The following is a 24992-nucleotide window of genomic DNA, read 5'->3' on the forward strand; positions in this document are numbered from 1 at the left end:
CATTGTAATTATTCAAATGCATCCTGCACCGAGGCCAATATCCCCTTGGCGTAAAAGCGCTCCAGCCACCCGGTGGTAGTCGCAATAAAACGCGGCTCGTTTACCAGGTCGCTGCCAAACACTTTTTCAATGCTGACCACGGCTTTTACCATAGCGGCAGGATTGCCCTGGTTGACATCGCAAGCGGCGCGCAATTCTTTGGCGAGCGGATCAGACACTTCAATCGCGTTGCCTTTTTCATCCACACCCGAGACGTAACGAATCCAGGCGGCGACACCCAAACACAAAATATCGATATGGCCTTTGCCCGCCAATTGTTCGCGCAGGGTTTCCAATAAACGCTGCGGCAATTTTTGTGAACCGTCCATGGCGATTTGCCAGGTGCGGTGTTTAAGCGCTTTATTGGAGAAACGGTCGCGCAATTGTTGTTTATAGGCTTCTATATCAAAACCCGCGGGTGCACTCACGGTTTCACCCGCTTCGCGCGCCATATAAGTTTTTACCAAATTCACAAACGCGGGCTGCTCCATCACTTCACTGATGTATTGGAAGCCGGAGAGATAACCGGTATAGGCCATGGTGGAGTGGGCGCCGTTTAATAAACGCAGTTTAATTTTTTCAAACACGCGCACATCGTCAACCAACAACACGCCAACTTTGTCCCACTCAGGGCGACCATCGGCAAATTTATCTTCCACCACCCATTGCGAAAAAGGTTCGCACACCACCATGGCTTCATCGCGCAGGTTGAGGCGCTGCTCTATATCACGGCGGTCGTCATCGGTTGTGGCAGGCACTATGCGGTCGATCATAGTGCAGGGGAAAGTGGCGTGGGTTTTTATCCACTGTGCCAATTCGGTTGAAATTTTTTCAGCAAATTGCACAACCACTTTTTCCAGCACTTCGCCGTTATTGGGCAGGTTATCGCAGCTTAACAAGGTGAAGGCTTTTTGTTGTTTTTCAAAGCGCTGTTTTAATGCCGCCACCAAAAAACCTATGGCTGATACGGGTTTATCCAAATGTTCCAGGTCGTGAATAATATCCGGGTGATTCAGATTTAAATTGCCGCTGGCTGGATCGTGGCAATAGCCTTTTTCCGTTACTGTGAGTGAAACAATTTTAATAGTAGTGTCTGCCATTTGCGCCACCAGCGCGGCGGGATTTTCGGGGCCGACCAGCGTGTCCAGCACGGCGCCAATCAATTGCAATTTTTCGCCTTCACCGGAGCGCTCCACCAAGGTGTACAAACAATCCTGTGGCACCAATTGATCGCGCACCGCAGGCGAGCGCAAGCTACTGCCGATAATGCCCCAGTTGCCACCAAACTTATTTAATACCGCTTCGGTATAAAACGCTTGATGCGCACGGTGAAAAGCACCTATACCCAAATGCACTATGCCGGGTTTTAGTTGGCTGCGATCATAATTGGGCAGCACTACATCTTTGGGTAATTCAGCAATAACAGCACTTTTTAAACGATTCATTCTCACATCCAATTCAATGTAAATTAAAAAATATAACTAAAAATAATACCGCGTTAATTAATCACGGCTGATTGTGTCGCTAGCGAATAATCAGTCAACAAATGTGTGTTGTTAGCGCTACAAGGGTGATATATTTTGTGTTCAATTTTGTTGTGGAAAATTTAAAATTTTCATTCCTGTTTACAAAATTATTCGATCACCTTTATTTTCCTTTCCAATAACATCCGGAATTATCAAATGGCACACATAGCAGCAATTGGCGAAGTCATGGTGGAGCTGGCTCCATTCCCTACCGCCGACAGCAATGGGCGCGAAATTATGGCCTTATCTTTTGCTGGCGATACCTACAACACTTCGGTGTATATGGCGCGCCTGGGTTTAACAACCGATTACGTCACCCAACTGGGTGAAGACCCTTACAGCGCGCAAATTATGCAGCGCATGGCCAACGAAAATATTGGCACCGGCATGATCAAACAACTGCCGGGGCGCTCACCGGGTTTGTACATTATTCGCAATACGCCCGATGGCGAACGCGAATTCTTTTACTGGCGCAAAGAGGCACCCGCGCGTGAATTATTTAATTCGCAAGAAGCGGCTGACCAACTCTGCCAAAAACTGGTGCACTGCAACTGCGTTTACCTGAGCGGTATTACGCTTGCGATCATCGGCGAAAAATCGCGTGAATTTTTGTACAACAGTTTGCACAAACTGCGTCAGCAAGATGTGATAGTGGCGTTTGATAGCAACTATCGCCCGCGTTTGTGGCGCGATAAAAGCGAAGCGCAACAAGCTATGCTCGCGATTATGGAATACACCGATATTGCACTGCTGACACTGGACGACGAACAATTGCTTTGGGGCGATGACTCAGTGGAAGGCTGCAAACAGCGCTACGCCAATTATTCACTCAGTGAGCTGGTGTTAAAACGCGGCGCCGATGACGCCATCATTATTACGCCGACTGAAGAGCTGCGCGTTCCGGTGCCGCCGGTGCAGGGTGTGATCGACACTACCGGTGCTGGCGATACCTTTAATGCCGGTTATTTAGCGGGCCGCTTGCTGGGCAAATCCTTGGTGGATTCGGCCAAGCAGGGCATTCGCTGCGCCGGCATTATTATTCGCCATCGCGGGGCGATTATTGATAAGGCTGTTTTTGATAAAGAACTTGGCGCTTAGGCCGTAAACCCCACCCTGGCCCTCCCCTTCACAAGGGGAGGGAATAATTACCCCACCCTAGCCCTCACTTTAAAAAGCAGAGGAATAATTACCCCACCCTAACCCTCCCCTTAAAAAGGAGAGGGGATGGTTCCTCCCCCCTGACAAAGGGGGAGGTTAGGAGGGGGTTTGGCACTTCAGCATTTTATTGCCGCGCTTGCACAACTGAATTGCCAGCCCCCATGGGTCGCGCATCATGACTAAATGCGAGCCATCTTTAATATGTACTTCTTCCGCAAAACTCGCGCCCGCAGCTTCTAGCTGCGCACGTTTTTCTACCGGGTTTTCACACACAAATGCCAAGTGCACCAGCAGTGGATTCATCTGCGCGTAGTCCGGCACTTGATCCGGCGGATTGTTGTAAATTTCCAACATCACATCGCCGCTCTCATCACCCAAAAAATGGGTGTTAGGGCCGCCCTCCAATTTGCGCACAATAGTTAAACCCATATTGGCGACATACCAGGCCGCCATAGCAACCGGGTCTTTTACATTCAACGCAAAATGTTCGATCTTCATAAGCAAAATTCTATCGCCCTAAGGCTCCACACTGATTCAATAAAAACCCACAAACCTAATCAGCCAATTAAAAAAGAGTGCCGCAAGGGCACTCAATAAGGGCTTACACAATATTTTTTACAATGGTCTCTACCATTTTTTTGGCATCGCCAAATAACATCATGGTGTTATCGCGGTGGAACAATTCGTTTTCCACACCGGAATAACCCGAGGCCATGGAGCGCTTCACAAACAATACGGTGCGCGCCTTTTCCACTTCCAAAATGGGCATACCAAAAATCGGGCTTTGCGGATTGGTTTTAGCCGCTGGATTGGTGACATCGTTAGCGCCAATCACAAAGGCCACATCGGCGGTTTGGAATTCATTGTTGATGTCTTCCAATTCAAAAACTTCGTCGTAAGGGACGTTGGCTTCGGCGAGCAATACGTTCATATGGCCCGGCATACGCCCGGCAACCGGGTGAATAGCGTAGCTGATTTTGACCCCGGCTTTTTTCAGCTCTTCGCACATTTCACGCAGTGCATGTTGCGCTTGTGCCACTGCCATGCCGTAACCGGGCACAATAATTACTGAGCCGGCATTTTTCATAATAAACGCGGCATCTTCGGCGCTACCTTGTTTTACCGGGCGATCATCGCCACCGGAAGCTGCGGCGGCAGCAGAAGAATCCGCACCAAAACCACCGAGAATCACATTAAAAAATGAACGATTCATGCCTTTGCACATGATATAGGAGAGAATCGCACCTGACGAGCCGACTAGTGCACCAGTTACGATTAACGCATCATTATGCAGGGTAAAACCAATACCCGCTGCGGCCCAACCGGAATAGGAATTGAGCATGGATACCACCACCGGCATATCGGCGCCGCCAATAGGAATAATCAGCAATACACCAATCACAAATGCCAGCGCGGTCATACCCCAAAATACCCAGGGCGATTGATCGACACAGAAATAACCGATTAAACCCAGAATCGCCGCACCGAGAATCGCATTAATAAAATGCTGGCCGGCAAATACAATGGGTTTACCCGACACCAACCCCTGCAGCTTGGTAAAGGCAATCACCGAACCGGAAAACGTAATTGCACCAATCACTACACCCAGGCCCATTTCAATTTTGCTGGCGATAAAAATTTCACCCGCCGCATTCACAATGCCAAAGGCTTGCGGGTTGCTAAAGGCTGCACCGGCCACCAATACCGCCGCCATACCCACCAAGCTGTGAAACGCAGCCACTAATTGCGGCATAGCCGTCATAGCGATGTTGCGCGCAATAAAAATACCGATCACTGCACCTATCGCCAGCGCAATAACAATCCAACCGTAAGAGGTAACCGCCGGGCTTAATACAGTCGTGACTACCGCGATAAACATGCCGAGCATGCCAAACAAATTGCCTTTGCGTGACGATTCCGGTGATGACAAACCGCGCAGCGCCATAATAAACAGCACCGCAGCCACCAAATACGCCAGCGAGGTGAGATTTTCGTGAAGGCTGGACATAATTATTTCTCCCCTGCTTTATTTTTCTTTTTGTACATGGCGAGCATGCGATGGGTGACGGTGAAGCCGCCAAAAATATTGATTGCCGCCAGCACCATGGCGCAAAAGCCCAGCACCTTGGACAAACTCATGCCTTCAGGCCCAACCGCAATCAGCGCGCCCACAATAATCACGCTGGAGATGGCATTAGTGACCGCCATTAATGGCGTATGCAGTGCGGGCGTTACACTCCACACCACGTAGTAGCCCACAAAAATGGCCAATACAAAAATCGATAATTGTGAAACAAAATTAGCTTCCATGATGATCTCCCGTTAGGCGGCACTGGCCGGCTTGAAGTTGGGGTGAACTATCTGGCCATCGCGCGTGAGCACCGTGGCCGCGATGATTTCGTCTTGCCAATTCACAGCAAACTTTTTATCGGCATCGATCATGGGCGTTACAAAATTCAAAATATTTTTGGCGTAGAGTGCACTGGCGTCGGCCGACAAGCGACTGGGAATATTAAATAAACCAATAATTGTCACGCCGTTGACTTCAACAACTTCGCCGGGTTTGGTGAGGGTGCAATTGCCGCCTTGCTCTGCCGCCAAATCCACAATGACTGAGCCGGGGCGCATGGAGTGCACCATCTCATCATTAATTAACGTGGGCGCTTTGCGGCCGGGAATTAACGCAGTGCAAATGGCGATGTCTTGTTTTTTTAAGGTTTCAGCCACCAATTCCGCTTGGCGGCGCTTGTAGTCGTCGCTCATTTCTTTGGCGTAGCCGCCGGCGGTTTCTGCGGTTTTTACTTCCTCGCTTTCCACCATCACAAATTTTCCCCCCAGGCTTTCCACCTGTTCTTTGGAGGCGGCGCGCACATCGGTTGCCGACACAATCGCGCCCAACCGTTTGGCGGTGGCAATCGCCTGCAAACCGGCAACACCTGCACCGAGCACCATCACGCGCGCGGGCGCAATAGTACCGGCGGCGGTCATCATCATTGGCATAGCGCGGTCGTACACATTAATCGCTTCCAACACCGCGCGATAACCGGCGAGGTTGGATTGCGAGCTGAGTACATCCATGGATTGCGCGCGGGTAATACGCGGCACAAATTCGAGGGTCAGCGCGGTGATGCCAGCATCGGCATAGTGTTGAATCGCCGAAGGTTCAGAGTAAGGTGCAAGCATGGCAATTAACACGGTGCCGCGTTTGATCAGCGCCAACTCGTTAACCTCGCCTTCGCCCTCAAGAAGAGGGCGCTGCACTTTTAATACTATGTCGGCGCTACCGAGCAATTCGGCGAGGTTGTCGCTAATGCTTGCACCAGCCTCGACATAAGACTCGTTGCTAATCCGGCTGTTAATGCCTGCATCTTTTTCGACACAAACCTCAAAACCCAAGGCAATAAATTTTTTAACGGTATCGGGGGTTGCCGCAACACGCCGCTCGTGCGCGCGCCGCTCTTTGGTGATGGCTATTTTCATGGTTGATGTCTCGTTGGTGGTGGCAAATGTTTGGCAGCACTCCACCGCCATGCAGCAGAGTCTGTCGTTTGTTATAAAACCTTTGCAGGCCCCGTCATTTGCTTTCTAGTTTTTTAATTTTTTGTTTTTCGCTCTTATCCCACCTCCTTTTCAAGGGGGGCAGGGGGGGGTGTTAAACCACCGCACCAATCTTCCAGGGAATAAATTCGTTATCGCCATAGCCCAGTAATTCACTTTTGGTTTTTTTACCGGAGGCGACCGCTAAAATTTCTTCAAAAATTTCCTGACCAGATTGCTCAAGGGTGAGTTCACCATCCACCACTTTGCCGCAATTTAAATCCATGTCCTCTTTCATGTGTTCATAGATTTTGCTGTTGGTAGCCAGTTTCATACTCGGTGCCGGTTTACAGCCAAAAGCTGAACCGCGGCCGGTGGTGAAACATAAAATTTGCGCGCCTGAAGCCACCTGACCAGTCGCCGATACCGGGTCATAACCGGGGCTGTCCATAAACACAAAACCTTTGGTGGTAATTTCCTCGGCGTAGAGGAATACATCGGTCAGGTTAGTGGAGCCACTTTTGGCCTGGGCACCCAAGGATTTTTCAATAATGGTGGTGAGGCCGCCGGCTTTGTTGCCGGGCGAGGGGTTGTTGTTCAATTCAAAATCGTTGCGTGCGGTGTAGTCCTTCCACCATTCGATGCGATCCAATAATTTTTGTGCAATTTCCGGTGATTGCGCGCGACGCGTTAATAAATGTTCAGCGCCAAAAATTTCTGGCGTTTCCGACAATATTACTGTCCCGCCGTGACGCACCAGAATATCGCCGGCAATACCCAGCGCCGGGTTAGCAGTTACACCGGAGAGCGCATCGGAACCGCCGCATTGCAAGCCGATCACCAATTCGCTGGCGGGCACTGTCTCGCGCTGGCAGGCATTCACCAGCGGCAACATAGCGCGCAGGGTTTCAATACCTTTTTCAATCGCGATGCGTGTGCCGCCCACATCCTGAATAGTGAAGGCGGTAAAGGTTTTGGAGTCGGCCAGGCCGCACTCTTCCATCACGCGTTGTATCTGCATGGTTTCGCAGCCCAGGCCCACCATCATCACACCGCCAAAATTGGGGTGGCGCGCGTAACCGTTAAAGGTGCGACGCAGGGTTTCATAGCCCTCACCATCGGAGCGCATACCGCAGCCGCTGTCGTGGGTCATAGCCACTACGCCATCGATATTGGGGAAATTATTCAACTCGCCCGAGAAAGTGAAATGCTGGGCGATAGCTTTAGCTACAGTCGCGGAGCAGTTCACCGTGGTCAGAATGCCAACATAATTGCGGGTGCCCACTTTGCCATTAATACGCTTGTAACCTTCAAAGGTCGCGCGCTGCTCCGCAGGTACAAATTCGGTGGGTTTTGCCTCTTTGCCAAAACCATAATCTTTTTCCCAGTCACCCATCACGCAGTTGTGCACATGCACATGCTCGCCGGGGGCTATGTCCTGGTTGGCAAAACCTATGGTCTGGCCGTATTTAAGAATGGCATCACCCTTGGCAATGGCGCGTATGGCGACTTTATGCATAGCCGGGATATCGCTGCGCAGGGTGACATCCTTCTCCACAAACAACACACCAGCGGGCAGCGCTACCTTGCAGATTCCGACGTTATCACTGTCATGCAACACAATAATGCTATTCACGCTGATCTCTCTCTTGTTGATGGGGCGGGTTTATCGGGCACTCAACTATCCGAATCCGAATATCTGAATAAAAGTGTAGTTCGCCTGGGGGACTTCGATTGCCAACCTTGGGAAGGTCCAACCCTGTGTAAGAGGCTGGAGGGCTGATTTTTGCCCCTTGGTAACTGACCGGGAAAACTCGCCCAAAAAAAAGGCGCCTTGCGGCGCCTCAAAATCGGCAATGGTATTCGGTCAATACCGGGATCAAATTTACCCCTCAAAAAAACCCTCGGCAACCGCCCAAAACCCGCTTAAAACCGCAATGTAACCGATGTCACTTGCCATCAAAAACAGATTTAGCCTGTTACACAAAGCAACGGGCGCCATTAAATGACAAAATAACAAATAAACACAATTATTTAGGATAAAAATACTTTTCGATAAATTAATTATTTTTTAAATTATTTTTATTGAAAGTGATGTGTATACGTTTACAAATCAATGATTGTTTAAATGTAAACGTATACATTACACAAAGTGGGAAAAAAATACTCAAAAATGGCTTTTAAAGCATTTTTTGGGTGACTTGGGTTGCAATTCTCAAACCTGACATACAGAATGATTTTCACTCGATATGAGGATAAACATCTTTTTACAGCTACCGCAGTGGCAGATAACACGAGAGCAACCACCAGTGACTGACTATTGCCCCCAATACCCGGGACGCCGCCGTTTCCTCAGCCAGAGCCTGACGGGACTCGCCGGTGCCGCCACATTGACCAGCCTACCGGCCTGTACCCGCACTGCACCCGCCGCATCCGGGTTTGCGGACGACGCCTGGAGCAAAGCCGAACAGATTCGCGCCCAGACAGTAGTGCCGCAATTCCCTGCCAAGGTTTTTGACCTGCGCGACTTTGGCGCCAAAGCCGATGGCAAAACCGACAACACCGCCATTTTTGCCGCCGCTATCAAAGCCTGTCATGGCGCCGGTGGCGGCCAGGTATTAGTGCCTGCGGGCAACTACCTGAGCGGCCCGATTCACCTGTTATCCAACGTGAACCTGCACCTGGCTGAAGGCGCGCGCATCCTGTTTAGCACTGACTCCAAAGCCTATCTGCCGGCGGTATTTACCCGCTGGGAGGGCATGGAACTCATGGGTTACTCGCCGCTTATCTATGCCTACGGCCAAACCAATATCGCCATTACCGGTAAAGGCACGCTGGACGGCCAAGCCAACCGCACTACCTGGTGGCCCTGGAAAGGCGGCGCCTGGAAGGGCGGCACCGACTGGAGCGTGCCCGGCTTCCCCACCCAGGACGCAGCGCGCGACAAGTTGATGCAGGACATGGAGCAGGGTGTGCCGGTTGCCGAGCGCCTCTACGCCGAAGGCGCCAATTTGCGCCCGCCGTTTATCCAACCCTACGCCTGTAAAAACGTATTGATTGAAGGCGTGACTATTACCAACGCGCCCTTTTGGTTAATCAACCCGGTGCTCTGCGAAAACGTCACGGTAGATAGCGTGAGCTGCATTAGCCACGGCCCCAATTCCGATGGCTGCGACCCGGAATCCTGCAAAAACGTGGTAATCAAAAATTGTTTATTTGATACCGGCGACGACTGCATCGCGATTAAATCCGGCCGCAACGCCGATGGCCGCCGCTTGAACACACCCACTGAAAATATTGTGATCAGCCACTGCAAAATGCGCGAAGGTCACGGCGGTGTGGTGATTGGCAGCGAAATTTCCGGCGGTGTGCGCAATGTTTTTGTTGAGCAGTGCGAAATGAGCAGCCCGCATTTGGATCGCGGTATTCGCATTAAAACCAATTCCGTGCGCGGCGGTGTGATTGAAAACTTTTTCATTCGCGACATCACTATCGGCGAAGTCACCACCGCAATTGTTATCGACTTTGATTACGAAGAAGGTGACGCCGGCAAATTTACCCCGACAGTGCGCAATATCGATATCCGCAATTTGCTCTGCAATAACGCCAAAAAAGTATTCCAGGTGCGCGGCTACAAACGCTCGCCTATTCAAAACCTGCAGTTAACCAATTGTCATTTCAAACAAGTGGATGACATAGGAATGCTGGAGCAAGTAGAAAATTTTTCCGCCACCAATGTCACCATCAAAGGTGTGGAATTCAAGGTGTAACCCGCGCTGCCAACACCAACGGGATAGCGCAGTAAACGCCGGAGTAACTCCGGCAAAAAAATTCCAAATATAAGCAGATGTCTCGCTTGTAGGCCAAAAGCCCGGGAGAAAAAGATCTGTGATGTTTGTGAAGGTAAGCGGCACTTTTTGAGTGTCGACATAGATCGTTAGCTTAATGTTTTTAAATCACAATAAAGATGGGGAAAATAGCTATGAGAAAATTTACACTCAATCCACTCGTGTTGGCCATGGCGGCCTGTGTGATTGCGCCCACTACCGCAATTGCGCAGGACGATGCCAACCTTGAAGAGGTTGTGGTTACTGGCAGCTACGCCCAGAGCTTGAGAAATGCCCTGAACGTAAAGCGTGAATCAACCACTATCGTCGACTCTGTTTTCGCAGAAGATGTGGGTAAATTCCCAGATCAAAACCTCACAGAATCATTAGGTCGCATTCCTGGTGTTGCAGTAGCAACCGACGATGGTGAAGGTCGTACCATCACCGTGCGCGGCTTGGGTGATGCATTCACTATGGTTACCGTAAATGGCATGCCGGGCCAATCCCTTGCTGCAGGTTCAGGCAGTGTGCGCACCAGCCGCGCGTTTGACTTCAACGTATTCGCTTCAGAATTGTTTAGCCGTTTGGATGTTTATAAATCCACCTCGGCACAATTGGAGGATGGCTCGCTGGGCGCGACAGTAGCGCTGAGCACTGGTCGCCCTTTCGACTACGACTCATTTACCGCCGTAGCGAATGCTGAAGCGGGTTACTATGATGGCTCAGGCAAAACTGTTCCGCGCGTATCTGGCCTGATTAGCACCAGCAATGACACCGTTGGTTTCCTTGCGTCTATTGCCTACTCGGAAAAAGAGGCCCCCGTTCTGGGTGGCGAAACTGGTCGCTGGGCACAACAAGGTGCTAGTAACAATATTTTTAGCTGCACCAGTTGTTCACCTGCTGAACTGGCGGAAGTAAGAAGTTCATGGGCGCCGCGTATTCCACGTTATGCGGACAAAACTAACAGTCAGGAACGCTTGGGTGTAACCTCTAGCTTCCAGTGGCAAATCGCTGATGCAAGTTTGTTAACTATCGACGGGCTCTACTCAAAAATTGATGTGGCGCGCGATGAACCGTTCATGGAAGCCATTTCATTAGCTCGTACCGGTGGCACTGGTATCAATCAGATGAACGTGATTGATTACACCCTTGACTCCAACATGACCATGGTAACTGCCGAGATCGAAAATGCGGATTTCCGCTCCGAGGCATTTACTGCAAATTGGGATTCAGAATTCACTCAGCTTTCAGCGGAATTGAAACACGAGTTCACGGATGGTTTCCGCATGAATGTCTTGGCAGGTATGACCGAATCCAAGCTAAAAAATAACGAAATTACTGTCATTTACGAACACTATAGCAGCAACGACAACCGTAAAGAGCTGGCGGCTGCCTACGCTGACCCAAGTGATACAGTGTTCTGGGATTTCACCAACATGAAATCACCTGTGTTGAGCTACAGTTTCGACACCACTAACCCAGCCAACTGGGAACTTTCCGAATACCGTGATCGTCTCACCGACGCCACCTCCAACACCGATATGTTCCGTGTGGATTTCGAATACGATTTGGCTGAAGGCTTTACTGCAAAAGCAGGTGTAACACAAAAATCCTACGGTTATGAAATTGATGGCGTTCAGGCTGACAAAACTTTCACCAACGCCGACACTACCGATGGCACCAACGATGGCGTTGCTTGCGGTATTTCAGCCGCTGTAACAGCGGACGATGGTTCAGTTGTAACCGCTGGTGGTCAAACTTTCTTTATCCCTGACTTCAACCGTCGCAATGAATTCCTCGCCACTGATTGTTGGTCCTATGCATTAGTTGCAGGTAGTACTCGTGAAGTTGAAGAAGATGTACTGGGTTATTTTGTTCAATTGAACATGGATACCGAATTATTCGGCAATCGTTTGCGTGGTGATATCGGTGTGCGTGAAGCCCAAACCGATCTGACCACATCTGGCATCACTGCTGTAGACGGTGTTGTCACACCGCTCACAGTTGAGCATGACTACAACGACACACTGCCATCCATGACCTTGGCTTATAACCTGACTGAAGATCTGGTATTGCGTGCTGCAGCAGCCAAAGTATTGGCCCGCCCTGAACTGACCGACCTTAACCCAGGTGGTTCGGTAACCATCTTTGGAACACAACCAGCAGTATCTTATGGTAACCCACTGATCGAGCCTTTCCGTGCGGATTCTTTTGACTTGGGCTTGGAGTGGTACTACGCCGAGGATGCAATGACTGGTCTGACGCTCTTCCAAAAAGATGTTGAATCCTTCCCAACATCGGATGTTGATTTTATCCAGTGGTCTGAGCTTGGCTTGCCAGATAGTTTGTTGGGCGCACAAGCTGACCAACTTCGCGATCAGAATTTCCGCGTAAGCCGTCGTATCAACGGTGGTGGTGCCATGATTAACGGTGCCGAGCTTTCATGGCAGCAGCAACTGTCATTCCTGCCCGGCCCTGATTGGGTGCGCGGATTTGGTTTCCAAGCAAACTACACTTACGTAGATGCCGAAACCAACGCGGGCGATCCAATGCCAAATGTCTCTGAAAATTCTTACAACTTCACCTTGTATTGGGAAGGCGAGAAATTCCAGGCACGTATCAGCAACGCGTACCGCGGCGAATACTTAAGCAACTTGGGAACAGTAGCTAACCCATGGCAAGATCGCGTAGTTGACGATAGCAATATCGTTGGTGTGTCAGCTAGCTATGACCTCACTGAGCAGTTAAAAATCACGTTTAAAGGCATCAACATCTTTGATGAACCGCAACATGAATATGAAACTTCCGGTGTGGCGCGTATGGTTCGTAACCACTCAACAGGTGCGAGCTACTTCGTAGGCGCAAGCTACAAGTTTTAATTGATCATCGATGCAGTACCACAGGGATGCCAGGCAACTGGCATCCCTATTTAGTTATCGGCGGGGTGGATTTTTTACCGCGCTTCAACGCAAAAAAACGATGTGATTCGTCAAACTAAAATCACGACGAAATAACGCGACAAGAGGTATGTAACGTGAGTTTATTGTTTAAACCTGGAGTAATTTACAGCGGTATTTTTCTGGCAGCACTAATGGGATGCTCACCGGAAAAAACCACCGAACAACAAACCAAGGCTACAACACCTGTTGCGCAACCTGACGTGAAAGATACCCTTGTTGCCACGGCAGAAATCAGCAATGCCAATAACTTTGCATTGCAGCAAGAGCCGATTTATTTTTCATTTTATGACCTGGGTATAAACGCCAGCGAAGCGGCAACACTTGCCGTGCTTCAGGGCGATCAACCCCAGGCTTCACAAAGCGTCGATACCGATGGTGACGGCGCGCTGGACAGCTTGTTATTAGCGGCCGATTTTGCACCCGCCGAGCGCAAAAATTTTGTTATTTCCAACGATCCTGCCATTGCCAAACCCGCGCTGAAAAAACAAACCCAGGCGGAAATTTCCATCAAAGAAGGTGGAGAGTGGAATGGCAAAGTTTACGAAGGTGGCAGTTTTAAAAATGTGGATAGCGTAACGCCACCGCCACAATATACCGATCACTCCTATTGGATTCGCTACGAAGGCCCCGGCATAGAGTCGGATAAAGTGGCCTATCGCGTGTATCTGGATTGGCGCAACGGTTTTGATATTTTTGGTAAAAAAGTTAACGACGTTGTGCTGCAAAATGTCGGGCAGGACGGTTATGACTCCTACCATGAAAATGCCGACTGGGGTGTGGATGTTTTAAAAGTCGGTAAATCACTCGGCATGGGTGGATTTGGTTTTTGGAATGGCAAAAATGTCGAGCTGGTTTCACAAACCGATGGCCGCTCCGCCACAATCACCAACAATGGCGATATTTATTCCGGCTTTAAAATTAACTACAACGGCTGGCAAGTTAACAACCAAAAATTGGATATGACCGCGCATTTTTCCATGACGGCGGGCAGCCGCTTGGTGAAAGTTAACCTGAGTAAAACCCAGCGTTTACCGAACATGGCAATCGGTTTGGTAAAACACCCGGGCACCACCTTGATTGAAGGCAATCAAAACATCAGTGGTTATGCCTGGACTTATGTGGCCAGCTGGGGCAAACAAAGTTTGAGCGGCCCGGATGATCATTTAGGCATGGCGATTATTTTCCGCCGCGATGATCGCGCTGAACAAACACAAGATGAAACCTCTTATGTTTCCGTCATGAAAGACAAAGGCGGCCAATTGGAATACTACTTCCTCGCCGCTTGGGAACATGAATTGGATGGCGTAAAAACCGAAGCGGATTTTAAAGCCTATTTGGATCGCGAAGTATTGCGTTTAACCAAAGAACCGCGCGTGCGTTTTGAATCTGCACTCAGTGCTAAAGCCAAACAGTCACCGCTGACGGCTGAGTCTGCGCTGCAGTGGAGCAAGGCCTTGGCTGACTCGGAACTCGCGCGCAAAACCCTGAAATATCACTATCAAGGTTGGGATGAAAATCGTCGCCGCCCGTCCAAATTTGAATACGATATTGTTGGTATGCAAATTATGGCGCTGCAAAAATTAAACGAGGTAAGCCCCGACCAGCGTTATGTGGATGCCGCCGAAACAGTCACCGGTAGTTTTGTTGCCGAGGATGGTCACATCCATACCTTTGAACCGGATTTATTCAGTATCGATTTAACCAAACCCGGCGATGTGTTGATTCTGTTGGAGCAGCGCACCGGAGCCGAAAAATATCGCAAAGCGGTGGATTTTTTGCGTGAGAATTTAAAGCGTCACCCGCGCACCAGTGGCGGCGCTTTTTGGCATCGCGCCACCTACCCCAACCAGCTGTGGCTGGACGGTGTGTACATGGGCATGCCGTTCCTGGCGCAGTACGCCGCTACCTATGAAAGCGGTGCACAGCAGCACGAAAGTTTTAAAGAAGCCGTACATGAATTTGTGATTGCCCGCGAGCAGCTGCGCAACCCGGAAACCGGTTTGTACTACCACGCCTGGGATGAATCCAAACAAGCTGCTTGGGCTAACAAAGAAACCGGCCAGGCCTCACAATATTGGCTGCGCGGTTTGGGTTGGTACGCCATGGCACTGGTGGATGTATTGGATTATTTGCCTGAATCCGAAACTGAATTGCGCAAAACCCTGATCGATATCACCCAGGAATTGGCCGCCGATTTACTGCGCTACCAAGATGCAGAAACTGGCACCTGGTGGCAAATTCTGGATAAACCCGGCGCTATTGCCAACTATCGCGAATCCAGCGGCAGCGCGATGTTCACTTACTTTTATGCCAAGGCGATAAATAAAGGTTATTTGCCGGAATCCTATCGCGCGGCCACAATTAAAGCCTATGAAGGTTTGATCAATGAATTTGTCACAGTACACAGCGATGGCAAAATCAGTATGAACGACCAGTGTCTGGTTGCCGGTTTGGGTTTTGGCCGCGATGGCAGTTACGATTACTACATGACTGAACGTATTTTCTCCAACGATGCCAAGGGCAATGTACCGTTTATTATTGCCGGTATCGAAATGCACAAATTACTTAAACAATAATTTAAAAATTACTTAAAAAAATAATTATCCGCGTGCGCCTGTGGGTTATACACAGGCGTGCGCACTGCTTCTATAGAGTGGATTACCATCAACCTGTGTTGCGCCTGCGCGCAGCAGCCAAGAGACGAAGGTTTTTATTATGAAAGTGTTAGAAGAGCGTTTTGCCGTCCATCAGGACGACTACAAACATTACGACACCGAAAAACTGCGCAAACATTTTTTAGTCGAGAATATTTTTACCCCTGACCAAGTGGAATTCACCTACACCCACTACGAGCGTTTGATGGTGGGCGGTGTTATGCCGGTAAACAAAGCCGTGCAACTGGAAACCTACTACCAATTAAAATCCGACTATTTTTTAGCGCGCCGCGAGTTGGGCGCAATTAATATCGGCGGTAGCGGTAAAGTTTCGGTAGACGGTGAAGTATTTGCGATAGACACCAAAGAAGCACTTTATATTGGCCGTGGCGCTAAAGAAGTGATTTTTAGCAGTGACGACGCCAGCAATCCCGCCAAGTTCTATTTGAATTCAACGCCCGCGCATCAAACCTACCCCACTAAAAAAGTGAATAAGGAAAACAGCAAAGTGCTGCACATGGGTGCGGGCGATACTTGTAACGAGCGCGATATTTATCAACTAATGATCAGCTCGGTATTGGATACCTGCCAATTACAAATGGGCATGACTGAATTAAAACCCGGCAGCATTTGGAACACTATGCCTATGCATACCCACAGCCGCCGGATGGAAGCCTATTTTTATTTCAACATTCCGCAAGATCACGCGGTTTGCCATTTTATGGGCCCGGCCGATGAAACCCGTCACCTGTGGATTGGCAATGAGCAAGCGGTAGTTTCGCCGCCCTGGTCTATGCACTCGGGCGTGGGCACCGCCAACTACACTTTTATCTGGGGCATGGCGGGGGAGAACATGGACTACACTGACATGGATTTCCACAAGCCCAGCGAATTGAAATAATTTTTTGAGAGAAAAACATGAATCATCCATTATTTGATTTAACCGGCAAAATCGCGCTGGTTACTGGCGCTACCCACGGCTTGGGTATGGCCATGGCCAGCGGCCTTGCCAGTGCCGGTGCAACCTTGATTATTAACGGCAATTCCTCGCAAGAAAAAATCGACAACGCCGTCAACGAATATCGCGCTAAAGGTTTTAAAGCATTTGGTTACAAATTTAATGTGACCAATGAAGACGAAGTGATTGCCGCTGTTGATCAAATTGAAAAAGATCACGGCCCGATTGATATTTTGATTAACAACGCCGGCATTATTAAACGCACACCACTGCTGGAAATGACGCTGGAAGATTTTGAAGAAGTCATCAAAATCGATTTGACCGGTGTATTCACCATGACCCGCCCGGTTGCACGCAAAATGGTGGAACGTCGTCAGGGCAAAATTATTAATATTTGTTCGATGATGAGCGAACTCGGCCGCAATTCTGTTGGCGCTTACGCGGCAGCAAAAGGCGGTTTGAAAATGCTCACCAAAAACATGGCCACCGAATGGGCCAAATACAACGTGCAAGTAAACGGCATCGGCCCAGGTTATTTTGCCACCAGCCAAACCGAACCCATTCGCGTAGACGGCCACCCCTTTAACGATTTTATTATCAGCCGCACCCCGGCCGGCAAATGGGGCGACCCGGATGACCTGCAAGGCGCCACCATTTTCCTCGCCTCCAAAGCGAGCGATTTTGTTACCGGCCAAATCGTGTACGTGGATGGCGGCATCCTCGCCACCATCGGCAAACCAAGTAACGAAGCTTAACCCTCCGTACAAAATCAGGATGAACTACCCCTTTTATCCTGATTCCTCCCGCAACAGCCGCCCCACAAGGGCGGCTGTTTTTTTATTGCACTGCTAATTTTTTATGCAAAGGATTATTAAAAGTAAAAGGGATTCGCTAAAAACCCCTGAAATGCTACCTTTATAGAACGTGCGCCCCCAGTGCAACCACCGCTGGCACGTTTATAACACCGGTTTTCGCATGGATGAATACTATTTCAAATATCAGCGACATCCGCCTGACGCGAACAAGCCGTTATCTCATTTCTGGTTCGTTGAATAGGTCATACCCACTATGAACAATAAACTTGCTCTACGCGCACTCCTGCCCGGTGCGCTCTTGCTCTCGCTGTTGGCGGGTTGCGACTCCAAAAAAACCGAGGCACCGCCTGCTGCCACTGATGCGCCTGCCGCCCAAGCCAGCAAGGTGGAATGGCCGGCTATTACTAGCGCGGTGAAAAAAGATCCGGCGGTGGAAGCCCGTATTGAGGAACTCCTGGCGCGCATGACACTGGAAGAGAAAATCGGCCAGTTGATCCAGCCAGAGATCAAATTCCTCACCCCTGAAGATGTCACCAAATACCATGTAGGCTCTGTGCTCAACGGCGGTGGCAGCACCCCCGGCAGCAACAAATACGCCACTATGGAAGACTGGGTGAAGCTGGCAGACAGCTATTACAACGCCTCGGTGGATAAATCCAACGGCCGTATTGGTATCCCGATTATGTGGGGCACCGATGCCGTACACGGTTTGGGTAACGTGATTGGCGCCACCCTGTTCCCCCACAATATCGCCCTGGGTGCCACCAATAACCCCGAGCTGCTGAAAGAAATTGGCCGCGTGACTGCGATTGAAATCGCCGTGACTGGTCTGGACTGGGACTTCTCGCCCACCGTTGCGGTTGCGCGTGATGACCGCTGGGGCCGCACCTATGAAAGCTGGTCGGAAGACCCACAAATCGTTGGCGACTTTGCCGGCAAAATGGTGGAAGGCTTGCAAGGTGAGGGCGGCAGCGAAAACTTCCTTACCAATAACCACGTGATTGCCACTGCCAAACACTTTATCGGCGATGGCGGCACCTTAAACGGTGTTGACCGCGGCCCAACCCAAGGCGATGAACAACACCTGCGCGACATCCACGGCGCCGGTTACTTCAGTGCGCTGGAGTCTGGTGTGCAGGCGGTGATGGCCTCCTTCACCAGCTGGGATGGCACCCGTATGCACGGCCACAAATACCTGCTGACCGATGTACTCAAAGGCCAAATGGGCTTTGATGGTCTGGTGGTGGGCGACTGGAGTGGTCACAGCTTTATTCCCGGTTGTACCGCGGTGGACTGCCCTGAGTCATTAATGGCCGGCCTGGACATTTACATGGTTCCCGAGCCCAACTGGAAAGACCTGTACAACAACCTGCTCGCACAAGCCAAATCCGGCGAAGTCACTGCCGAGCGTTTGGATGATGCCGTGCGCCGTATCCTGCGCGTGAAAATCCGCGCCGGCCTGTTTGAAAAAGGCGCTCCATCTACCCGCCCACTGGCTGGCAAAAAAGAACTGCTCGGCGCTCCTGAGCATCGCGCAGTTGCCCGTCAAGCAGTGCGTGAATCGCTGGTAATGCTGAAAAACAAAAACAACCTGCTGCCACTGGCGCGCAATCAAAAAGTACTGGTTGCCGGCGATGGCGCTGACAATATTGGTAAACAAAGCGGCGGCTGGTCAGTCACCTGGCAGGGCACCGGCAACGTGAACAGCGATTTCCCCGGCGGCACTTCAGTTTATGCCGGCATTAAAGAAGTCGTGGATGCCGCTGGCGGCAAAACCACACTGAGTGTGGATGGTTCCTACAGCGAGAAACCGGACGTGGCCATTGTGGTATTCGGTGAAGACCCCTACGCCGAAATGCAAGGCGACGTGGGCATGCTGGCCTACAAACCACGCAACCCTGTGGATTGGGAACTGCTGAAAAAATTGCGCAGCGATGGCATTCCAGTGGTGTCGCTGTTTATCACTGGTCGCCCACTCTGGGTTAACCGCGAGCTGAATGCTTCTGACGCGTTTGTCGCTATTTGGCAGCCAGGCACTGAAGGTGCCGGTGTTGCTGACGTGATCTTTAAAAATGCCGCTGGCGAAATCAATCACGACATGAAAGGTCGCCTGAGCTTCTCCTGGCCAAAACACCCTGACCAAACCCCGCTCAACAAGGGTGATGCCAATTACGACCCACTGTTCGCCTACGGTTACGGCATGAGCTATGCCGACAAAAACACTCTGGGTGATGACCTGCCAGAAGACGGCCCCAAAGCTGCCGAAGCCATGGACGTGATGGAGATTTTCAACCGTCGCCCGATGGACCCATGGCAATTGGAAATCATTGGCTTCCAGAACGATCAAATGCCAATGAACAGCAACACTGTTAAAGCCTCCTCGTTGATGATCCAAGCAGTAGACCGCGATGTGCAGGAAGATGCGCGCCGCGTAGTCTGGAACGGTAGCGGTCAAGGCCAGGTTGCGCTCTCTGTAGGCAACCGTCAGGACTTTATCAACTACGTGAATAGCGATTCCGCACTGGTATTTGATATCAAAGTTGACGCTGCCCCGAGCGCCACCAGCTACCTGCGTTTGGGCTGTGGCTCCTACTGCGCATCGGACATCGACCTGACTGAAAAACTCAAAGGGTTTGCCGGTCAAGGTTGGCAGACAGTGACAGTGCCGTTCAGCTGCTACCCCAACTCAGGCGCCAACTTCGGTGTTGCCCAACCACCAGCAGAGTTCTGGACCCAAGTCCTGGCACCTTTCTCGCTGGTCACTAGCGGCACCCTGGATATCACCTTTGCCAAGGTCAGCGTAGTAAAAGGCGCAGGTAAAGATGTAGCCTGTCCTTAATTAGGATTGATTAGCCCCTAAACAAAAACCCCCGCATGGCAACATGCGGGGTTTTTTGTTGTGTAGCGACTGAATCCTGCGAATTAGAAACTCGCTCTAACCCCCAGTGCGTAGCGGCCTACACCTTCGCCGACGTAGAACATGTGGTTCTGCTCGCGGCCGTGCATGCGGGCGCCTTCTTCGGTGACGTTGATGCCTTCGAGGAAGATGCTGACGTTTTCGCTCAGGTCGTAGCTCATGGAGATATCGATTTGTGAGTAGTCCTCCACCACCACCGGCTCGTTACTGGTGCTGGTGTAGAAGTATTGGAAGCCACGCACAAATGAATCGCGCCAGTTGTAGGCGATACGAATCTGGAAGGGGCCATTTTCATAGAAGCCCACCAGGTTGGCAGAATCGCTCACGCCGACCACCGCATCTGCAGTGGGTATCTCGCCCAACGGGGTGTCAAAGTCATATTCCGGGTCAGCAAATACGAAGGTGGCGTTGGCAATAACACCAAAACCGGTATCGCCAAAGATGTGCTGGCCACCCACTTCAACACCGCTGACTTTTTTAGTGTCCAGGTTGCGCGGGCGACGCATTTCGTAAATCACATCCTGACCGGTAGCCGGGTCGATCACACCGTTAATGGTCTCGGGCACACCTTCAGTGACCACAAAGTTGTCGATGGATTTGGTGAAGCCGCCGATGGACACGTAATCAAAGTCATTGATGTACCACTCCGCCGACAGATCGAAGTTATCCGACATAAAGGGTTCGAGGTTGGGGTTGCCCGCACTGCCTACACCGGTTTGGCCTTGGCGCACATCACCCAGGGTACGCGCAGATTTCATGTCATTCAGCTCGGGGCGAGTAATGGTGCGCGAGGCGCCAAAACGCAGCACAACATCCTCTAGCAAGTCGTATTTCAGCGACAGATTAGGCAGGAACACATCGTAGCCATCGCCATCGGTGAAGGGCACGCTGTCGCCATAAACACGGGTATAAGACTCACCCGCCACCGGTGGCGGGGTCAGCGATACCAGGGTTTGCTCCAGCGAGGTTGAATCGATGGCGGTGTCTTCATAGCGGGTGCCAGCAACCACTGTCAGGTCGCGACCATTGAGGTCAAAGGACTTGGTCGCCTCCACATACACCGCCGTAGTCTGCTCGTTGATTTCCGACCAGTTGGGCTGGCGAATCAGGGTGGAGTTGGTAGCATCCTTCTGCGCGGCGGTAGCGCCAGCATCCTGCTGGGCATAGGCGGTCCAGTCATTAAACGCCAGCGGGTCAAAGGCGAAGTAGGCCAGGTCACCCATAATCGCGTGGTTCATGGTTTTCACCGCATAACCGGCGTTTTGGGCATCCGCCACCGAGCGATAAATGCTGGTGGCCGGGTCGCTGCCTACCAGGTTGTATTTACCTTGCAACACACCGCCGGCTTTCGCCATGTACTGCTCGATGGTTTTGGTCTGGTCGGTAAACATCAGGCCGGCTTTTACCGTCAGGCTGTCGCCGGCAAAGGTGTAATCCAGACGAGACTGGTCGATTTCGTCAGTGCGTGGGTCGGAGTAGCCGTCGTATTGCCAAATGCGGGCATTGGCGAGGGAGATGTCAGTGTTGTTGTAATAGTGGCTAGCCACGTCGTCGCGAATTTCAAAGGTAAAGGACAGCGGCGATGCCTGCAGGTCGGAGCGGCTGATGTTGGCTTGTTTATCCGGCTGGGCTTCGGCTTTGGACTGGCTGTAACCAAATACCAGTTTGGAGCTGTCGGTGATGTCCCAATCCACCTCCAGGCCCGTGCTTAACCCGGTTTCCTGGGTAACAGGGTTGTTCACAAAGAAGTCCAAACCGGCGTTGGTCACGGTGCGATTAATGATGGTGGCGTTGTCGTCGATCTCGTACTGCTCATTGTTGCCATAGCCGTACCAAGCCGCGCTTTCGTACTCCATGCCTTCCTGTTGCAAGTCGGAATATTGCGCATCCAAAGTGATCGCCAGGTTATCGGCTGGTTTGTATTCAAATACCAGGCTGCCGTTTAAGCGCTCGCGCTCAAACTCCTGACGTTTGATCGCGGTTTGGGTAGGGTAGAAATCCACGTTTTGTGGATTGCCTTGGGCATCGGGCAATACCAGATAAGTGCCTTTGGTGGCGGGGCGACGCGAGCGCCAATCCCAGCGGCGCTGCTCTACCGAATCACTTTGGTATTGGCGCTCCTGAAAGCTGACTGCCGCCAGAACACCAAAATTGTCATTAAAAGTCGTACTCGCCAGGGCGGAAATGGACGGGGTAATGTCGTCGATATTGGATTCATTCAAACCCTTCACCGAACCCGCAAACTTGGTGCCCAGGTCCAAGGGCTTGGCGGTTTTCACATTGATGGTGGCGCCGATACCGCCGGATTGGGTAGTGGCGGTAGAGGTTTTGTACACCTCCACACCGCTCACCATTTCCGCTGCCAGGGTGTCAAAGTTGAAACCGCGGCTGGCGTTGGCATTGGGCATCTGGCGGCCATTCAGCAGCACGGTATTGAACTGTGGGCCAAGGCCGCGCACAGTCACTTGGCGGCCTTCACCGCCGCTGCGGTCAATCGACACACCGGTAATACGCTGCAGCGATTCGGCGAGGTTGGTATCGGGGAACTTGCCTATGTCTTCCGAGCTAATCGCATCCACCACGCCGTTGGAATCGCGCTTGGTATCCAGTGCGCTTTTTAAACTCGCTTTGTAGCCGGTGACCACAATTTCCTCCAACGCCGGCTCTTGTGCCTGGGCGCTGGCCGCTATTGCCAGGCTGAGCAGACTTAGGCTGAACATTGGTCTTGTATATTTATTCATAAGCTTCCCCGTGATGTTGATCGGCCCGCCATGACACGCGCCGATGTGACTGATGTTATTTTTGTACACTTGTATACATGTGTATTAGTCACAAATACTATTCCTTGTATGCTAGTGGGTCAATAGAGTCGGCAGGAAATCAGCCCTTAGGTTTAGGTCAGGTGTGGAGCGACAACGAGAGTAATGCAGCTGTTATTGCAGGGGGCGCGACAGAAGGGATATGTATAAATAGATAAAAAAATAGATAGAAATAAAAAACCCTTGTGGGAATAGCCCACAAGGGTTGATCAGTCGATTGAACAGAGTCAGGTGATCACTCTGTGCCTAAAATGTTAATGCGACGATTTGCAATAATGATGCACAAATTCGTGATGCATCGGTAACTTTGCTACTACCTCTGCAATTTTGGTGCGAATATTAGTCAGGTGCCCTACCATTTCATCATCAGGCATAGTCTGAAATATCGAATGATAATGCTGTGGCATAAGACCTTGACCCAGCATAACGTGCAACCAGGAATCACGCCTGAACAATTCTCGACTGTCCTGATAAGACAGCGCATGCTCCTTAAATAATTCAAGCCGATGGGACAATGAATCCGGAACACTCATATTTTTACAATAGCGCCAGAACTCACTGTCTTCACGTGAAGTAACGTGATAGTGCAAGATAATAAAATCGCGAATATTTTCCAGTTCCGCTATTAATTGTTGATTGTATTCTTTGATAACGGATTCCGTTATGCCATTAAAGGGGAACATGCTCATTAGCCGGACAACACCGATCATAAACAGGTAAATACTGGTTGATTCCAGCGGCTCGACAAATCCACTCGAAAGCCCCAAGGCAACACAATTTTGATTCCAAAAAACCTTGCGCCGCCCGGTTCTATATTTAATGACTCTGGGCTCTGTTAACACCTTTCCTCTAACATTATTTAAAAGATGTGCTTTTGCTTGGTCGTCAGACATAAAGTCACTGCAAAACACATTTCCATTACCAACGCGATGCTGAAGCGGAATATGCCACTGCCAACCGGCCTGATGTGCAGTACAGGTGACATAAGGTTTGGGCGGTTCTACCGACTCGGTTTGTATCGCAATAGCACTGTTACAGGGCAGCCAGTGCGACCAATCTTCATAAGGTGTGTTTAAGGTTTTATCTATCAACAGGCCGGTAAAGCCGGTGCAATCGATAAATAAATCACCTTCAATAAGCTCGCCCGACTCTAATAAAAGCGCTTTGATATCGCCATCAGGGTGCTGCTGCACCTGCTGAATTTTTCCTTCAATACGCTTGGCACCATGCTTTTCACTAAATTGACGTAAAAATTGTGCGTAGCGGGTAGCATCAAGATGATAGGCATAATTGATGGTCCCGGTTTTTGACGTAGCAAACTTATTTGCTTTAGCCGCCTGCACCTCCAAACTATATTCACCAAATTCGGCGTTTATACCTTTGCTTTTTGCATGCAACCAAAAATGTTGAAAATCAGCGAGGTAACTACCCTGGCCGGTTGAGCCAAACGGGTGAATATATTCATCGCCAATTTGGCCCCAATTTTTAAACGAAATCCCCAGCTTGAATACCGCTTCGGTCGCGCGCATAAACTCTTGTTCATCAATCCCTAGCAATGAGTGAAATGTCCTCATCGGCGGAATAGTGGCTTCGCCCACACCAACGGTCCCAATTTGATCAGACTCAACCAGCACCACATCCAGGAGTTTCCCCAGTTGCTTGGACAGCGCGGCGGCGGCAACCCAACCTGCAGTACCACCACCCGCAATTACTACTTTTTTTACACTATTATTTTTCATCGCCACAGCTCGTCAATTAATCGCGTTCGTCGATATATTTGCA

Annotated in this window: 15 protein-coding genes; 7 read left to right on the top strand and 8 right to left on the bottom strand. The window is 50.5% G+C overall.

Annotation, left to right across the window (positions count from 1 at the left end; translation table 11 throughout):
* Positions 1-8: 8 nt before the first annotated feature.
* Positions 9-1484, bottom strand: a complete 1476-nt coding sequence (locus ACFODX_RS03315) for a mannitol dehydrogenase family protein (RefSeq protein WP_378116042.1) — start codon at positions 1482-1484, stop codon at positions 9-11.
* 237 nt (positions 1485-1721) lie between these two features.
* Between ACFODX_RS03315 and ACFODX_RS03320 the strand changes: the two genes are divergently transcribed.
* A complete protein-coding gene (locus tag ACFODX_RS03320; RefSeq protein ID WP_378116044.1) occupies positions 1722-2663 on the top strand; it encodes a sugar kinase in 942 nt (313 codons plus the stop codon).
* 156 nt (positions 2664-2819) lie between these two features.
* Here the strand turns inward: ACFODX_RS03320 and ACFODX_RS03325 are convergent, their stop codons facing one another.
* From ACFODX_RS03325 to ACFODX_RS03345, 5 genes are all read right to left on the bottom strand, one after another.
* Entirely contained in the window at positions 2820-3221 is a 402-nt protein-coding gene (locus ACFODX_RS03325) for a VOC family protein (protein WP_378116046.1), read from the bottom strand.
* Between the two features lie 103 nt (positions 3222-3324).
* On the bottom strand, positions 3325-4731 hold the full coding sequence (locus tag ACFODX_RS03330; RefSeq protein ID WP_378116048.1) for an NAD(P)(+) transhydrogenase (Re/Si-specific) subunit beta: 1407 nt from the start codon (positions 4729-4731) through the stop codon (positions 3325-3327).
* A 2-nt stretch (positions 4732-4733) separates the two neighbouring features.
* Positions 4734-5033: an NAD(P) transhydrogenase subunit alpha gene (locus tag ACFODX_RS03335; RefSeq protein WP_078044297.1), complete on the bottom strand. Its 300-nt coding sequence runs from the start codon at positions 5031-5033 to the stop codon at positions 4734-4736.
* A 12-nt stretch (positions 5034-5045) separates the two neighbouring features.
* Complete coding sequence (locus ACFODX_RS03340) at positions 5046-6203, bottom strand: Re/Si-specific NAD(P)(+) transhydrogenase subunit alpha (protein WP_378116051.1); 1158 nt, start codon at positions 6201-6203, stop codon at positions 5046-5048.
* A gap of 172 nt (positions 6204-6375) precedes the next feature.
* Entirely contained in the window at positions 6376-7896 is a 1521-nt protein-coding gene (locus ACFODX_RS03345) for a UxaA family hydrolase (protein WP_378116053.1), read from the bottom strand.
* A 613-nt stretch (positions 7897-8509) separates the two neighbouring features.
* On the opposite strand from ACFODX_RS03345, the gene ACFODX_RS03350 reads away from it, so the two are divergent.
* From ACFODX_RS03350 to ACFODX_RS03375, 6 genes are all read left to right on the top strand, one after another.
* A complete protein-coding gene (locus ACFODX_RS03350) occupies positions 8510-10030 on the top strand; it encodes a glycoside hydrolase family 28 protein (RefSeq protein WP_378116055.1) in 1521 nt (506 codons plus the stop codon).
* Positions 10031-10242: 212 nt separating this feature from the next.
* Positions 10243-12966, top strand: a complete 2724-nt coding sequence (locus tag ACFODX_RS03355; RefSeq protein WP_378116057.1) for a TonB-dependent receptor — start codon at positions 10243-10245, stop codon at positions 12964-12966.
* A 212-nt stretch (positions 12967-13178) separates the two neighbouring features.
* Positions 13179-15623 (top strand): DUF4861 family protein, encoded by a 2445-nt coding sequence (locus tag ACFODX_RS03360; protein ID WP_449245023.1) that lies wholly within the window; start codon positions 13179-13181, stop codon positions 15621-15623.
* Positions 15624-15762: 139 nt separating this feature from the next.
* Positions 15763-16602, top strand: coding sequence for a 5-dehydro-4-deoxy-D-glucuronate isomerase (gene kduI, locus ACFODX_RS03365; protein ID WP_378116060.1), 840 nt, complete (start codon positions 15763-15765; stop codon positions 16600-16602).
* Between the two features lie 17 nt (positions 16603-16619).
* A complete protein-coding gene (locus tag ACFODX_RS03370) occupies positions 16620-17414 on the top strand; it encodes a gluconate 5-dehydrogenase (protein WP_324257097.1) in 795 nt (264 codons plus the stop codon).
* Between the two features lie 313 nt (positions 17415-17727).
* Entirely contained in the window at positions 17728-20313 is a 2586-nt protein-coding gene (locus ACFODX_RS03375) for a glycoside hydrolase family 3 protein (protein ID WP_378116062.1), read from the top strand.
* Between the two features lie 83 nt (positions 20314-20396).
* Here the strand turns inward: ACFODX_RS03375 and ACFODX_RS03380 are convergent, their stop codons facing one another.
* The gene (locus ACFODX_RS03380) at positions 20397-23132 is read right to left on the bottom strand and encodes a TonB-dependent receptor (protein ID WP_378116064.1); all 2736 of its coding nucleotides are present in this window, start codon (positions 23130-23132) and stop codon (positions 20397-20399) included.
* A gap of 332 nt (positions 23133-23464) precedes the next feature.
* Positions 23465-24949 (bottom strand): tryptophan halogenase family protein, encoded by a 1485-nt coding sequence (locus ACFODX_RS03385; protein WP_378116066.1) that lies wholly within the window; start codon positions 24947-24949, stop codon positions 23465-23467.
* Positions 24950-24992: the final 43 nt, after the last annotated feature.

This window comes from Cellvibrio fontiphilus (assembly GCF_042646205.1).
GTDB lineage: Bacteria > Pseudomonadota > Gammaproteobacteria > Pseudomonadales > Cellvibrionaceae > Cellvibrio > Cellvibrio fontiphilus_A.

Coding starts and splice junctions, on each gene's coding strand:
- ACFODX_RS03320 (WP_378116044.1), top strand. CDS start 1,722: ATGGCACACATAGCAGCAATTGGCGAAGTCATGGTGGAGCTGGCTCCA.
- ACFODX_RS03380 (WP_378116064.1), bottom strand. CDS start 23,132: ATGAATAAATATACAAGACCAATGTTCAGCCTAAGTCTGCTCAGCCTG.
- ACFODX_RS03350 (WP_378116055.1), top strand. CDS start 8,510: ATGAGGATAAACATCTTTTTACAGCTACCGCAGTGGCAGATAACACGA.
- ACFODX_RS03325 (WP_378116046.1), bottom strand. CDS start 3,221: ATGAAGATCGAACATTTTGCGTTGAATGTAAAAGACCCGGTTGCTATG.
- ACFODX_RS03360 (WP_449245023.1), top strand. CDS start 13,179: ATGGGATGCTCACCGGAAAAAACCACCGAACAACAAACCAAGGCTACA.
- ACFODX_RS03315 (WP_378116042.1), bottom strand. CDS start 1,484: ATGAATCGTTTAAAAAGTGCTGTTATTGCTGAATTACCCAAAGATGTA.
- ACFODX_RS03385 (WP_378116066.1), bottom strand. CDS start 24,949: ATGAAAAATAATAGTGTAAAAAAAGTAGTAATTGCGGGTGGTGGTACT.
- ACFODX_RS03375 (WP_378116062.1), top strand. CDS start 17,728: ATGAACAATAAACTTGCTCTACGCGCACTCCTGCCCGGTGCGCTCTTG.
- ACFODX_RS03355 (WP_378116057.1), top strand. CDS start 10,243: ATGAGAAAATTTACACTCAATCCACTCGTGTTGGCCATGGCGGCCTGT.
- ACFODX_RS03370 (WP_324257097.1), top strand. CDS start 16,620: ATGAATCATCCATTATTTGATTTAACCGGCAAAATCGCGCTGGTTACT.
- kduI (WP_378116060.1), top strand. CDS start 15,763: ATGAAAGTGTTAGAAGAGCGTTTTGCCGTCCATCAGGACGACTACAAA.
- ACFODX_RS03335 (WP_078044297.1), bottom strand. CDS start 5,033: ATGGAAGCTAATTTTGTTTCACAATTATCGATTTTTGTATTGGCCATT.
- ACFODX_RS03340 (WP_378116051.1), bottom strand. CDS start 6,203: ATGAAAATAGCCATCACCAAAGAGCGGCGCGCGCACGAGCGGCGTGTT.
- ACFODX_RS03330 (WP_378116048.1), bottom strand. CDS start 4,731: ATGTCCAGCCTTCACGAAAATCTCACCTCGCTGGCGTATTTGGTGGCT.